This is a genomic window from endosymbiont of Galathealinum brachiosum, from assembly GCA_003349885.1.
Classification (GTDB): domain Bacteria; phylum Pseudomonadota; class Gammaproteobacteria; order SZUA-229; family SZUA-229; genus SZUA-229.
Genome location: QFXC01000013.1, coordinates 42,478 through 57,302, shown reverse-complemented (window position 1 = coordinate 57,302; position 14,825 = coordinate 42,478). Strand labels below are relative to the sequence as shown.

The following is a 14,825-nucleotide window of genomic DNA, read 5'->3' as shown; positions in this document are numbered from 1 at the left end:
GAGCCCCGTTAAGTCGTTTGTGATCCGGTAATAATTATGCAATCTACACAATCTGAAATTGTTTTTGGTTTTCATGCTGTTGAATCAGTTTTGCGCAATGACCCGGTCAATGTGCTTCAATTAATGGTGGAAAAAAATCGCCATGATAAACGAATCACACAGTTAGTTGATTATGCAAAATCTCAGGGCATCTCGGTTGATTATTTAAAGAAAACAGATTTACAGAAACAGGCTGATAGTCATAAAACGCAGGGCGTTGTTATTCGATATAAAGCGTCCGCTAAAATCGAAGGACATTCACTGGAAGATATCATGCAAAAAGAAGATGTGCTTTTGCTGGTATTAGATGGTGTGACTGATCCGCATAATCTGGGTGCCTGTTTGCGCACAGCTGATGCGGCTGGTGTGGATGCGGTTATTGTGCCGAAAGACAGGGCAGCAGGCATTACATCAACAACGCGAAAAGTGGCCTGCGGTGCTGCTGAAACGATGCCATTCTTTCAGGTGACTAATCTTGCTCGTACATTAAAGCAGCTTAATGAAAACGAAGTATGGATTGTTGGTACGGCAGGAGAAGCTGATATTAGCTTATATGATGCCGAATTAACCGGAAAACTGGCCTTGATTATGGGTGCGGAAGAAAAAGGCATGAGAAGATTAACCCGTGAAAACTGTGACCAGCTGATTAAAATGCCTATGGCTGGGCAGGTTGAAAGTTTGAATGTTTCTGTTGCTACGGGTGTCTGTTTATTTGAAGCGGTCAGGCAGCGTAGTCAGCTTTAATGAAACAGTTAAATATGGTTATACCCGGTTTATTAGGGCCTTTCGCAAATGATATGCCTGCTCATATTCAACAGCAGTTAAATAAATCTGATTTTAAATTAGTTAATAAAATTTTATCCCGATCTGATATGTACAGTGATCAATCAGGTTCAAAAAAAAATAGCTCGTATTATGAAACGCTCGTACAGTTAATTAACCCCGAATGTAAACAGTCGTTATGTCAGTTAACCGCTGAGTATGATGGTGTTGATATATCCGAGGGTTATTTTTATCGTGCTGACCCTGTGCATTATAAGGCTGAGTCTGATCATGCTATTTTAATAGGAACTGAACTGGTTTTACCTGAATCTGAGGAAGTTGAAAAACTAATAACCTGTTTTAATCAACACTTTGCTGAAGATGATTTATCCCTGCATTCAACTCATGAGCATCGCTGGTATTTAAAAAGTAATAAACCACTTAAGCTTGAATTTAATGCGCTGGATTATGCATTAGGTCGTGATATAAAACATTTTATGCCACAGGGTGAAGATGAGATCTGGTGGCGTAAAATAGTTAATGAAGCGCAGATGTTGTTCTTTTCGCACGAAGTGAATCAAGGCAGAGAAGCGAAAGGTGAAATGACTATTAATGGCTTGTGGTTATGGGATCTTCGGTTCGATTCAGATTGTACGGGCACACAAATACCGAGGCAGTTATTTGCTGATGAAGTATTGGCAATAGCATTGGCTAAGCAAGCAGGTGTATCGGTATTAGCAACAGAAGAAATAGATAGTGTTGATTCCAACTCTGTACTCGTGCTTGATCAGTTATATGAGTCGGTTTGTTACGGTGATGTCGATGTATGGCTGGAGGATTTAAAAATATTCTGTGAAGATAAACTTAAGCAGGTTATAGATCTGTTAGCGTCAAAGAAAGTGGATGAAGTAAATATATACCCCTGTAATGGGCAGATATTTAAAATTAATAGAATGAATTTATTAAAATTCTGGAAAAAGAATAAACCTCTTTATAAATATATGAGTAGTTTATAGGCGGCCCTTTAGGCGTGTCTTAAACGTTATTTGGAAACTGACAGTTATAATGCAAGCAAAAAAAATAAGACGAATTTCAGGTGAAATATCAGACTCATTGAAACAGTCTGATTTGCACCCGATTTTGCAGAAAGTATTGAGTCATAGAAAAATAAATTCGACTGATGATATTGATTATGCTTTGGGTAAATTAACTGGATTTAACCAGTTAATGGGAATAGAGCAGGCCGTCGCTTTAGTCGTAAATGCCATACAGAATAAACAGAAGATTTTAATCGTTGGTGATTTTGATGCAGATGGTGCAACCAGTACTGCTGTGTGTATGCGTGCATTAAAAATGTTGGGTCATTTAGATGTTTCATTTCTTGTGCCCAATCGGTTTGATTATGGTTATGGATTGAGCCCTGAAATAGTTGCTGTTGCCTGTCAGAATAAACCCGATTTATTAATCACAGTTGATAATGGCATTTCAAGTATACAGGGAGTGCAGGCAGCAAGGGATGCGGGTGTCGATGTATTGGTCACTGATCATCATCTGGCGGGAGCCGAGTTACCGAATGCCAATGCCATTGTTAATCCGAATCAGCCGGGATGTTCTTTTCCGAGCAAAAATCTCGCTGGTGTCGGAGTGATTTTTTACGTAATGCTCGCGGTTAGAGCAGGTTTGCGTGAAGCTGGTTATTTTAATGAAAATAGAACTGAGCCAAATATGGGGCAGTTACTGGATCTTGTCGCGTTGGGCACAGTAGCAGATGTGGTGCCACTGGACGGTAATAATCGCATTCTTGTTGCCCAAGGTTTAAAACGCATGCTGGCGGGTAAAGCATGTGTAGGCATTCAGGCTATTTTAAAAATTGCGGGTCGTGATATACATCGCATTGTTTCCAGTGATCTTGGCTTTGCTATTGGTCCCAGATTAAATGCTGCGGGTCGGCTTGAAGATATGTCATTAGGCATAGAGTGTTTAATAACCGATGATGCTAATCAGGCTATGGCTATTGCAGAGCAATTAGATCAGTTAAACAAAAACAGGCGCGAGATTGAGCAGCAAATGCAACAGCAGGCGATGAAAAGTCTTAAACATTTAGAAGTGTCGATGAGTCAGACTGAACTGCCATATGGAATGTGTTTATATAATGCAGACTGGCATCAGGGTGTCATAGGTATTTTAGCTTCAAGAATTAAAGAGAAATTCAATCGTCCTGTTATTGTTTTTGCAAATGATAATGAAACGGTTATTAAAGGCTCTGCGCGGTCTATAAAAGGCCTGCATATTCGTGATGTTTTAGAAACGATTTCAAGCCAGCATCCGGGTATGATTATCAAATTTGGCGGCCATGCTATGGCAGCTGGTTTAAGTTTAAACAAATCTGAGTTTAAATTATTCGAAAAAAGCTTCAATGATGTAGTAAAACAACTGTTAGATGATGACGCTTTACAGGGTGTTATAGAGTCAGACGGAGAATTACAGGGTGATGATTTTGGCTTATCACTGGCGGAGTCAATTAGAAATGCGGGACCCTGGGGGCAGGGGTTTGTTGAGCCTACTTTTGATGGTGAGTTTGAAGTGATTGACTGGCGAGTGGTGGGTGAAAAACACCTTAAAATGGAGTTGCAGTCTTCAGATGCTGAGCAACCCATATCAGCAATTGCATTTAATGCTCCAGCTTCATTAATGCAGGAAAGTGATGGTTATATTCGTGCTGCTTATCGACTCGATGTTAATGAGTTTAGAAATAAAAAAACAGCTCAGTTGATTGTAGAGTATTTTGAAGCAATGTAATTTTAAATGTAGGTGTGCCTACAGAATATTAAGAAAAATGATTTAAGGAAAAGGTAATAATATGGCATTAATGCCGTACGGACTCGTTAAGAAAATTCTGTTTATGTTTAACCCTGAAACGGCGCACGAAATATCTTTGCGTGGATTAAACTTATTACATAAATTTAAACTAATAAAACTATTTTTTGGAAAAAATAAGATTAAGCCCGTTAATGTAATGGGTATTAACTTTCCAAACAAGGTAGGCCTGGCGGCTGGTCTTGATAAAGATGGTGAGTACTTTCATGCACTATCCAGTTGTGGTTTTGGTTTTGTTGAAATAGGCACAGTAACGCCTCTGGCTCAGGATGGTAATGATAAACCCCGGTTATTTCGACTGGAAAGTGCAGAGGCGATTATCAACCGTATGGGCTTTAATAACAAAGGTGTAGATAATCTACTGGAAAATGTAACTCGATCTGGCTTTAAGGGTGTGCTTGGAATAAATATAGGGAAAAATAAAAATACGACAGAAGAAAATGCGGTTGTTGATTATTTGATCTGCCTGGAAAAAGTATATAATCATGCGGATTACATTACGATTAATATTTCATCACCTAATACTCCGGGATTACGTGATTTACAGTTTGGTGAAACCTTGCAGGGTTTGTTGCGAGATTTAAAATTTAAACAAAGAGAGCTGACGCAGCAGTTTGATAGGTATGTGCCTCTTGTTGTAAAGGTTGCTCCCGATATGGATGATGATGCAATTGAATCATTAGCTAATACGTTTATTGAGTATTCTATTGATGGTGTCATTGTTAGTAATACGACGATTTCCAGAGAAGGTGTTGAAAATTTACCCGATGGTAGCCAGCAAGGTGGATTAAGCGGAAGACCTTTAAAAGAAAAAGCAGATCATTCGTTACAGGTAATGGCAGCACATTTAAAACAGAAAATTCCTGTAATTGCCGTGGGTGGAATTAGTTGTGCTGATGATGCGGAAAAGAAAATACAGTTAGGTGCTAGTCTGGTGCAAATTTATACCGGTTTTATTTATCAGGGGCCTGGGCTGGTGCATGAATGTGTAGAGCGAATTTAAACGTTATTTATGTTTGCAGGAGTCAGCTTTAGCTGATGGTAGTTGTAGCAATTTGAAGTGAGCCATATCGTTTATTACTTGCTTCGAAAATCGTCAGCTAAAGCTAACTCCTACAATAGGGCGTATATGTTGTGAGTATTTGTTTAGCGTTCACCGGATAGAGTGGTTGTGCTTAAACAAGTTTATTTAGTAACGTTTTCTGTTCTGTTGTACTCAGTAGTTCTTTAAGTACAGGGTGTAAATCAGTTTTAAATTCATTTAAGCAATGAATTGTAAAGGTAGGTAATGATCTTCTATTGGCGTTGCCGTGCTGGTCATGCTGTATTTCTTTTTTAGCCAGGCATTGAAAGACTAATAATGGACCATTATCAATTACTTCGATTAACATACATGATTTATTATCATGGGTAATCTGCTGACCGATTAACTTGTGTAGTTGTGAATGCATTATATTTCAATAATATCATCTATTTATTTAGAGGGTGAAAAAACATGAAGTGGAAATTGCTTAAATCAGAGCCTAAGTATCGTGGTTTTTTTAAAGTCGATTTATGCCATATACAGCATGAAACTTATCAGGGTGGTGAGATTGAAGTAAAACGTGAGTTATTTCACCGAGGTGATGCGGTTGCTGTTTTAATGTATGACCCGTCTAAAGATAAAATTGTTTTACTTGAGCAGTTTCGAGTAGGGGCTATTGATGATGAAAATGGCCCCTGGTTGATGGAGATTGTTGCGGGCATGGTTGAACAGGGAGAGTCCGTTGTCGATGTGGCTCGTCGAGAGTGTATGGAAGAGGCGGGTTTAGATGTGCATAGTTTTGAAAATGTGCATAGTTTTTACTCAAGCCCGGGCGGTTGCTCTGAAAAAATTCACGTTTTATGTGCTCTGGTAGATAGTGCTCGGGCAGAAGGTATACATGGTGTTGAGCATGAAGGTGAAGATATTAAAGTGTTTGTTGTCGATTATACCGATTTACATGATCTGATGGTTTCGGGCAAGATCTGCGCTGCAATTCCTCTTATTGCTTTGCAATGGTTGCAGCTTAATCGGGAGCGATTACGCATGGAAAGCTTTGTTATGTAGTTAATTTCAGTATTTTTCTTTTTATAATTGCCTCAATTACAGTTCATTTTATAAATGAACTGCTAATATTAGTAAGTAGATATGAATGAAAATTGCTAAATTGGTGCTGATTACGGCCCTGATTTGATAAAGCAAATGGTATTAAGTTGTTTGAGTGTTACTTTCCGGTTTGGAGATGGATATGTCCGATAGAACCTATAGAACTATAATGGGCCTTGCGTTACTGGTGGTGCTGTATTTTGACCTTAATTATGTGATGTATGCAATTATTGGTGTTTTATTTTTTGAAGGCATAACCAATATGCGTGTGCCGATGCTAGTTGGTCTGGTGCGAAGTAATGTGCTTAAACAGGAGTATGTGTATGCAGATTCTGCTCTTGTTGAAAATGCGAAGTTTGATATAGAGTCTGAGCGTTTGTGGCGAATCATTGTTGGTTCTTTTCTGTGTGTCGGTTATTTTCTGGTTGAAGCGCTCTGGTTTTTCCCCTGGTTTATGGGATTTGCTATATTTGGTGCTGGTTTAAGCGGTATTTGCCCTGTTTTGCTAGCAGTACGCTGGCTTGGGTTTAAATGAGTCAGAATAAAAATAAAATGCAGCAGAATCAACCGGTTAGTACGTCATTGTCCGCTAAGGTTACGGGCATTGTGTTTTGGGGTATGGTGTTAGTAGGCTTGCTGGTTGCCACTTATATTCTTAATCAGAGAGAATCTCAGCTCACTGACGAATATAATAATAATATTCTCTATGTTAAGCATGAAATAGAAAACCTCTATATCCTTCATCATAAAAATATTTTTGACCATCAATATATGTCTAATAGGGTCGCAGGCCTTTTTCAGTCCTTTTCAGATAAATACCCAATTGAGTCTATTCGTTATGAGTTTGCAGGTCATCAATATCATTTTGGTGAGCTAAGTCGTGATCAGGTGCAGATAAAAGGTCAGTTGCTTCTAAGGGTAGAGTCTAATACCGATATCAAGGTGGTCGATTTAGATGTGTATATGCGCAGTTTTGAGCAAACGATAACCGACTCCAGAAAACAGATGTTATTGATAATTGGCACGCTGGTTTTCACATTTGGCATGATATTGCAGCAAATACTGCAAAAAGTGTTATCGAAGCCTCTTTTGAATATGATGACATCGGCGCAGAGATTTGCGAAAGAAGACCAGTCGGTTCGATTTAATGAAAATCGAAATGATGAATTTGGTTATCTGGCGAAATTCATTAATCAGGCTCTGGATTCGGTGATTTCTCACCAGCGAGAGCTTGAGGTATCACAAAAAGCACTTTTTGAAGAAAAGGTGCAGGCAGAGGTTACTCTGCATTCAATCATGGATGGCGTGATAACCACCAATTCAAGTAATGTTATTCAGTACTTTAACCCGGTTGCAGAGCGTTTATTAGGTTTGAGTTCGAGTCAGGTAAAAGATTCTGATTTAAGTGATGCGATTAAGCTTATTAATGAAGATACAGGGGAGGATGTGCCTAGTCCAACCGTTTCCTGTTTAAAAAACAGGCAGGTTGAAGTGCTGGTAAATCACTCAGCTCTAATCAGAAATGACGGTAAAGCAATTCCGATAGAAGCCACAGCTGCGCCTATGCGTAATGATAAAGGTGAAGTTATTGGTTCGGTAATGGTGTTTCAGGATGTTAGTCAGGAGCGTAAATTAAGTCGTCAGCTGTCTTATCAGGCAAGCCACGACATGCTTACAGGCCTGTTTAACCGCCGTATGTTTGAAGAGCAGCTAGAAGCAGCATTAATGAATGTGGGGGTAGAAGATCGACATCATGCACTTTGTTATCTCGATCTTGATCAGTTTAAAATCGTCAATGATACCTGTGGTCATGTGGCGGGTGATGAGTTGTTGCGTCAGTTGGGTGATCTGTTTAAATCCTGTATACGAGAGGGTGATACGCTTGCTCGTTTAGGTGGAGATGAATTTGGTTTATTACTGGAAAACTGCGCATTAAAACAGGCGACTCAGGTTGCAGAAAAAGTAAGAGAATCGGTAAAGAATTTTCGCTTTGTCTGGCAGGACAGAACATTTGAAATTGGTGCGAGTATCGGTGTAGTGGGTATTAATATTGATAATATGGATCTTGCAACCATTCTTGCATCAGCTGATATGGCCTGTTATGCAGCTAAAGATATGGGGCGAAACAGGGTGCATGTTTATGAGCCTTCAGATGCCCTGTTATCTGAGCGTCATGGTCAGATGCACTGGGCAGGTCGTATTACCAAAGCGCTAGAAGATCAGCGTATGGTGCTATTTGAACAACCAGTTGTGGGTATTAAGGAGAATGAGGTTGAGCGTAAGCATTGTGAAATTCTGATTCGTATGCGAGATGAAAAGGATGATATTGTTCGCCCTGATGCATTTATTCCAGCCGCAGAACGTTATAACTTAATGACAACAGTTGATCGTTGGGTTATTAGCCAGGTGTTTGAGTACATGGGCTCGACAAGTTGCGCTGGTATGGACAATGTTGTGGCAATAAATCTGTCAGGTACGTCGTTGGCAGATGAGAACCTGTTGACATATATACTGGAACTGGCAGACAGGCATCAGACAGACCTGAATAGAATTTGCTTTGAAATTACAGAAACCGCAGCCATTAGCAACCTGGCTAAAGCAACTCAGTTTATTAAAGCCCTAAAAGATAAGGGGTGTCGTTTTTCACTGGATGATTTTGGTAGCGGCCTCAGTTCATTTACCTATCTTAAAACCTTACCAGTAGATTACATCAAGATAGATGGCACATTTGTTGTGGATATGATTAATGATCCGATCGACAGGGCAATGGTTGAAGCAATTGTTCGTGTAGGGCATGTAATGAAGGTAAAAGTAATTGCAGAGTGGGTGGAGAATGAAGACACGCTCAATATGTTAAAAGATATGGGGGTAGATTATGTGCAGGGTTATCATCTGGGTGTGCCTAAAGAGGTAATGATAGGCTAATATTAGAAAATCATGATAAATGGGTTTTACTTTGCTTGCCCAGATCTGGAAATTAAAATATTGATATTCTGCCAGTAAATTTAAATTAGTTTCATGTTAATACTTCAAACGGGTTAGTACTTTCTTACAAAAAACGAATAATTTAGGCAAAACAAAATTTCCTTAAGAAGTTGAAGGACTTAATGCCTTAAAAGCTTTGCATCAAACCCCTAGATTGCCTATTATGTGTCATATTTAAATGGAACTATATTAGCGATTATTAATGAATAGATATATTAGAAAATCATCAAAAACAGTATTACAAACATTTTTTCAGGGTTTAATTATATTTATGTTGTCCAGTTCGGTTGTGCTGGCGGCGCCTTCAAAAACTGCGACTTCAATGCCATCGTATAAGATTGGCCCGGGTGATATTTTAAATATTTCCGTCTGGAAAGAAGAAGGTTTGCAGCAGGAAGTATTAATACGCCCTGATGGAGGTATGAGTTTTCCACTTGCAGGTGATTTGCATGCGGGTGGTAAAAGTGTGAGTCAACTTCAAAAGTTACTTGCCAGTAAAATTAAGCAATATATTCCAGATCCTGTGGTAACAGTTGCGGTACGTAAAATTGAAAATAACAAAATTTTTGTTGTTGGAAAGGTAAATCGCCCGGGTGAATATATTGGTACATCTTACATAGATGTTATGCAGGCATTAGCAATGGCAGGCGGTTTAAATGCTTACGCTAGCTCCAACAATATTAAAATTTTACGCCGAGTAAATGGCAATATTAAAAGTATGTTGTTTGAGTATGATGAAGTTGCTGGTGGTTATAAATTAAAACAGAACATCATACTGCAAAGTGGTGATGTTGTTGTAGTTCCTTAAAACTTGTTGAGTAGTTGATTTTATGAGTTTTAAGTTGAAATTATTTCAAATCAAATTAACCGTATTGAGTGTTTGTGTGTTTTCAATAACAACAGTAAATGCGGCAGAATGGAAAGTTGAGCCCAGTATTTTTCTAAAAGCACTATATAACGATAATGTTAGAATGCGTCCTGATAATAGCAATCCAGAGAGTTCAACTGGTTTTACATTCGAACCCAGGGTCAAGTTTTCAGGTGAAGAACAAAGAGTGTGGGATGTGGCGATTGATGCCAGAGGTAAAGTCACTCAATATCAAGATGTTGAAGATGCTGATAGTGATAATGCTTTCTTTATATTTGATGGTGGTAGACAGACTGAACGATCTAATTGGCGATTAAATACCAGTTTTCAACGAAACTCAAATTTTGATACTGATTTTGATACTGAAAGCCCAGATGCAGGTTTGCTGGATGACCATACTGAGCGTAAAACGGCTTCAGTTTCTCCTTCTGTTAGATGGAGTTTGAGTGAAACTTCTCAAATTAGTTTTAGCTTAAATAATACGAATGTGGCTTATGATGAGAAAACAAATCTGAATTATGAGGACTATGATTATGATAGTGCTAGTTTTAATTCGCTCTGGATAATTACACAAAGTCATCAAGTAGGATTTACAGGATCATATTCGGAATATGATAGCCCAGATGCTGGCTTTTCTTACGATCAATCTATATTACAGGTTGATTATACGTACACAATAAATCAGATTTCAGATGTAAGTTTATCCGTCGGGGGACGTAGACTGGAGTCATTAATAAAAGACCAGCTAATAGGGTGTGAGTTGATAAATACAGCTACAGGTGAAAATTTCGGTGTCGAACCTATTGAAAATTATTCTAATGGACTATGCCCTCCATCATTCCTGGTTCTAAGAGTCATACCTATTTTTGACGATGTTAAAAGTAAAGATGATGGAACAGTTGTTAATTTGTCATATAGTAGTAAATCAGAAACAACATCACATAATTTTACTGGCGGAAGAACAGTAATACCTTCCAGTTTCGGGGGGGCACAGGAGAAACGTAGTGCTACCTATCAGTTCAGTATTAAAAATACAGAAAGATTTTCGACCAGTTTTATACTAAATGCATATAAGACAGAAACCATAAGTGGTGTTGATTCATCAAATGATAGAACCCGTTATAGGTTCGAGCCATCTGTTAGATATAAGCTAAATAAAAACTGGAACCTGGATGTTTTGTATAGGTATATTGAACAAAATATATCAAATAGTGATGAAGGCAGTTCTTCAAATGCTGTCTATGTTAATCTAAATCTACATTGGCCGAAATTGGCCTCAACTTATTAATAAGAAATAAATATGGAAGAGCAAGAAAAAAGTATCCAAGATTATCTGGCAGTTTTAAGTCGTAGAAAAGCAGCAATTATTGCCACAGGATTGGTAGTGTTTCTACTGGGTCTGATTACTGCGCTTGTATGGCCGCCTACTTATCGGTCATCTGCAACTATTTTGATTAAAGAGCAGGAAATTCCAACTGAGCTTGTTCGTTCAACAGTTACCTCGTTTGCTGCTCAGCGTATTCAAACAATTAGTCAGAGTGTGATGACGCGACCTAATTTAATGGAAATAGTCGAAAAGTATAAACTTTATGTAAAAGAAAGAAAACGTAATACCACTGAAGAAGTGTTAGAAGAAATGCGTGATGATATTGGTTTGAACATGATTAGTGCCGATGTTATGGATCCACGTACTGGCAGGCCTGGTGTGGCAACAATTGCTTTTAAGTTGTCTTATGAAGGTAGCGACCCTGACTCAACACAAAAAGTAGCAGGTGAATTAACTAGCCTTTTTTTAGCCGAAAACCTGAAAACACGTAAAGATAAAGCGGCTGAAACCTACTCGTTTTTAACAGATGAAACGTCTAAATTAGAAGATAAAATTGCAGAATCTGGAAAAAAACTAGCTGAATTTAAAGAAAAAAATGCTCACAGCTTGCCAGAAATGTCGGCAATGAATTTATCGATGCTAAATCGAACAGAGTCGGAACTTGATTCAGTAGATGCTGAGTTAAGGGCATTAAAAGAGAGAAAATTCTATTTACAAAGTCAGCTAGACCAGATCAATCCTTTAACCAATATGCGTTCAGCTACCGGGCAATCAATTCTTGATCCTGTATCAAGGTTAAAAGCACTTGAATCTGAATTCGCAAGCTTATCAACAAAGTACTCAGACAAGCATCCGGATATTGTTAAAATAAAAAGAGAAATAGCGGGCCTTCGTCAGACTACGGGTCATGGAATTAATCTTCAGGAGCATGCAATAAAATTAACCCAAAAACGTAGTGAATATGCATTAGTTAAAGAGAAATATTCTGTAAGCCATCCTGATGTTATAAAGCTTGAATCGGAAATAGTCGTTCTTGAAAAACTGATTGCTGATAATCCTATGAAAATTGAGAAAGGGGTAATGAAACTCCAGCCAGATAATCCAGCTTATATTACCGTTCAGACACAACTTAAAACAGTAGAAACAGAAATTACATCAAACAGTTCAAGAAAAAAGCGACTTGATAAGAAACTTTTGGATCTTGAGGAAAGAATATCAAAAAGTCCACAGGTTGAAAAAGAATTTATGGTGCTGACTCGTGAGCAACAAAGTGCATTATCACGTTTTCAGGATATCAAAGCACGACAAATGGAAGCAGAAATTGGGCAGGAACTTGAAAAAGAGAGTAAAGGAGAGTCATTTTTATTAATTGATCCCGCTCAGTTTCCAGAGAAACCGGTTAAGCCTAATCGGGTAGCCATTGTATTTTTGTCACTAATATTTTCAATTGCAGCAGGACTAGGTGTGGCAATTCTGAAAGAGGCTATGGATGGTTCAGTTCGTGGTGTAGCAAGCATACATAAAATATTAACAGCTGCACCGTTGGCAGTTATTCCAATTATTTATAATACTTATGATTTACGACATAAACAGCGCACAAATCAGTTAATCATTGGTTCGGTAGTAGGCAGCATTATTAGCGTGATGTTATTAATTCATTTTTTCTGGACCCCGCTGGATGTTCTCTGGTTTAGAGGGTTGCGTAAAGCTGAAAACGTGATGGATTTATAAGAGGGGTTTATAATGGAGCGTATTAAACAGGCATTAGAGCTTGCCCGTCAGGAACGTATTAAGAATGGCGGCAGAATTACTGGGTCAATAGCAAAACCCGTAACAAATCAGCAGAGTATTGAAGGTCAGGATATTAAGTATACAAATACCCGTACCGTACCCATGCCAGTGAATGAATTCAGAGAAAAACGAATTATTACTGAACAGCAAAATAATATTTCAGATGCCTATAGAATATTGCGTACCCAGGTATTGCAGCGGCTAAATGAAAAAAACTGGAATACACTGGCTATTACAAGTCCTGGTAATGGAGAAGGTAAGTCACTTACAGCGATTAATCTAGCAATGAGCCTGGCGCGTGAAATTGATAATACTGTATTATTAGTAGATGCAAATTTACGCTCACCCAAGCTGGATAAGTATTTTGATTTTCATACCGACTATGGATTAAGTGATTATTTATTGAACGATAAACCGTTGGATGAAATGCTGGTTAATCCAGAAGGAGTTTCACGTTTTGTTGTCTTACCTGCGGGTCGTGCCATTGCAAACTCATCTGAAATGTTAAGTTCACCAAAAATGCAAAGATTGGTAGAAGAAGTAAAACACAGGTATCCATCGCGTATTGTTATTTTTGATTTACCTCCTTTACTGGAAAGTTCAGATACATTAGCTTTTATACCCAATGCAGATACAACTCTGGTAGTAATAGAGGAAGGGAAAACACAGGAGACAGAATTGAAGCAGGCGTTTGAAATATTACAGGGTAATGAGGTGATAGGTACTGTGTTAAATAAAGCATATACAACTGATAAAGATTATGCTGGTTTAGATCTGAAACCAGGTTTATTTGCACAGATTTTATCGAAATTAGGTAAGAAGTCGGCATAGGTTAAAGTTGTTAATTAATAGTTTAATTTTATATTCTGGATGTAAACTCATTATATAGGTGTTTTTTGCCAGTGAATATGCAGATAAGTGGATACGAAAGTAATTTTCAAATATAAAATTTTATTAACAGTGATTGCTATACTGGTAATTACTTCTGTAAAAGCGGAAATAAATAACCAGACATTAGCTGTTCTGGTTAATCAAAATGACCCTGAAAGTTTAGAGATAGCAAAACACTATCAAAAAACAAGGTTAATACCTGATGGAAATATTATTTATTTAAGCTTTAGTGCAAAGTTAAGTTCGCTTAGCGAGGCAGAGTTTAAAGAAATAGAAATGCAGCTTAAAGATCGAGTACCAGAAAATATACAGGCTTATGTTTTAGCGTGGAGAAAGCCCTGGCGAGCAGATTGTATGTCAATGACCTCTGCGCTTTCGCTTGGTTTTAGTAAGGACTATTGTGCTAAGGGATGTAAACTATCTAAGCCGGTTAAGTATTTTAATAGCCATAGTAAGCAACCTTATATGGATTATAAAATAAGACCATCTATGATGTTGTCGGCTGGTACAGTTGAAGGTGTAAAACAGTTAATTGATAGAGGTGAGTTAGCCGATTATAGTCGGCCAGTTGCATCTGCTTATCTTCTCAGTACTAGTGACAAGCAGCGTAATGTGAGGGCAGTATATTACCCACATATAAAGAAAACACTAGGTGATGTTTTAAATGTTGAAGTTATAAAAGCTGATGCTATAAAAAATGCAAATGATGTTATGTTTTATTTTACGGGGCAAGAGAAAGTAAAATGGGTAAATAAAAATAAATATTTACCTGGGGCTGTTGCTGATCATTTGACTTCTACCGGTGGTCATCTGTTTAATGGTAAGCAAATGAGCGTGATCGAATGGATTGATGCAGGCGTAACTGGAACATATGGAACAGTAGTTGAGCCATGTAATTTTGCACAAAAATTTCCTAACCCGGTTATTTTAATGCAAAGGTATATGTCAGGCGAAACATTACTTGAGGCTTATTGGAAAAGCGTTCAAATGCCGGGACAGGGTTTATTTGTTGGTGAGCCATTAGCTTCACCATATAAAGACTGTAAATTACATATTAATCGAAAAGGTGTTGTACGGTTTTTAAAAAATGAAATTGATAATTATGTTAGTCGAGAATCTCGAAATTGTAATTAAAGTTAGTGAAAGTGAGCTTATTA

At 38.0% G+C, this 14,825-nt stretch carries 13 protein-coding genes; 12 read left to right on the top strand and 1 reads right to left on the bottom strand.

Annotated elements, in window-relative coordinates:
* Positions 1-36 precede the first annotated feature (36 nt).
* The 4 genes from DIZ80_13080 to DIZ80_13065 all read left to right on the top strand — a co-directional run bounded on the left by DIZ80_13080 (position 37) and on the right by DIZ80_13065 (position 4,681).
* Entirely contained in the window at positions 37-783 is a 747-nt protein-coding gene (locus tag DIZ80_13080) for a 23S rRNA (guanosine(2251)-2'-O)-methyltransferase RlmB (protein RDH81049.1), read from the top strand.
* Positions 783-1,817 carry a hypothetical protein gene (locus DIZ80_13075; GenBank protein RDH81048.1) on the top strand — a complete coding sequence of 345 codons (1,035 nt, stop codon included), beginning with the start codon at positions 783-785 and terminating at the stop codon, positions 1,815-1,817. Before DIZ80_13080 ends, DIZ80_13075 begins: the two co-directional genes overlap by 1 nt.
* 49 nt (positions 1,818-1,866) lie before the next feature.
* Complete coding sequence (gene recJ / locus DIZ80_13070; GenBank protein RDH81047.1) at positions 1,867-3,600, top strand: single-stranded-DNA-specific exonuclease RecJ; 1,734 nt, start codon at positions 1,867-1,869, stop codon at positions 3,598-3,600.
* A 70-nt stretch (positions 3,601-3,670) separates the two neighbouring features.
* Complete coding sequence (locus DIZ80_13065) at positions 3,671-4,681, top strand: quinone-dependent dihydroorotate dehydrogenase (protein RDH81679.1); 1,011 nt, start codon at positions 3,671-3,673, stop codon at positions 4,679-4,681.
* A gap of 172 nt (positions 4,682-4,853) precedes the next feature.
* Here DIZ80_13065 and DIZ80_13060 read toward each other — a convergent pair whose 3' ends face one another.
* Positions 4,854-5,129, bottom strand: a complete 276-nt coding sequence (locus DIZ80_13060) for a hypothetical protein (GenBank protein ID RDH81046.1) — start codon at positions 5,127-5,129, stop codon at positions 4,854-4,856.
* A 44-nt stretch (positions 5,130-5,173) separates the two neighbouring features.
* Here DIZ80_13060 and nudF point away from each other — a divergent pair, with 44 nt between their 5' ends.
* The 8 genes from nudF (at position 5,174) to DIZ80_13020 (ending at position 14,802) form a co-directional block, all read left to right on the top strand.
* Complete coding sequence (gene nudF, locus DIZ80_13055) at positions 5,174-5,767, top strand: ADP-ribose diphosphatase (protein RDH81045.1); 594 nt, start codon at positions 5,174-5,176, stop codon at positions 5,765-5,767.
* Positions 5,768-5,942: 175 nt separating this feature from the next.
* A complete protein-coding gene (locus tag DIZ80_13050; protein RDH81044.1) occupies positions 5,943-6,341 on the top strand; it encodes a hypothetical protein in 399 nt (132 codons plus the stop codon).
* The gene (locus tag DIZ80_13045; protein RDH81043.1) at positions 6,338-8,731 is read left to right on the top strand and encodes a hypothetical protein; all 2,394 of its coding nucleotides are present in this window, start codon (positions 6,338-6,340) and stop codon (positions 8,729-8,731) included. Before DIZ80_13050 ends, DIZ80_13045 begins: the two co-directional genes overlap by 4 nt.
* Positions 8,732-8,993: 262 nt before the next feature.
* The gene (locus DIZ80_13040; protein RDH81042.1) at positions 8,994-9,599 is read left to right on the top strand and encodes a sugar transporter; all 606 of its coding nucleotides are present in this window, start codon (positions 8,994-8,996) and stop codon (positions 9,597-9,599) included.
* A gap of 22 nt (positions 9,600-9,621) precedes the next feature.
* Positions 9,622-10,947: a hypothetical protein gene (locus DIZ80_13035; GenBank protein ID RDH81041.1), complete on the top strand. Its 1,326-nt coding sequence runs from the start codon at positions 9,622-9,624 to the stop codon at positions 10,945-10,947.
* A gap of 12 nt (positions 10,948-10,959) precedes the next feature.
* On the top strand, positions 10,960-12,717 hold the full coding sequence (locus tag DIZ80_13030) for a lipopolysaccharide biosynthesis protein (GenBank protein ID RDH81040.1): 1,758 nt from the start codon (positions 10,960-10,962) through the stop codon (positions 12,715-12,717).
* A 12-nt stretch (positions 12,718-12,729) separates the two neighbouring features.
* Positions 12,730-13,608: an exopolysaccharide biosynthesis protein gene (locus DIZ80_13025; GenBank protein RDH81039.1), complete on the top strand. Its 879-nt coding sequence runs from the start codon at positions 12,730-12,732 to the stop codon at positions 13,606-13,608.
* Between the two features lie 87 nt (positions 13,609-13,695).
* The gene (locus DIZ80_13020; GenBank protein RDH81038.1) at positions 13,696-14,802 is read left to right on the top strand and encodes a TIGR03790 family protein; all 1,107 of its coding nucleotides are present in this window, start codon (positions 13,696-13,698) and stop codon (positions 14,800-14,802) included.
* The last annotated feature ends 23 nt before the right edge of the window (positions 14,803-14,825 follow it).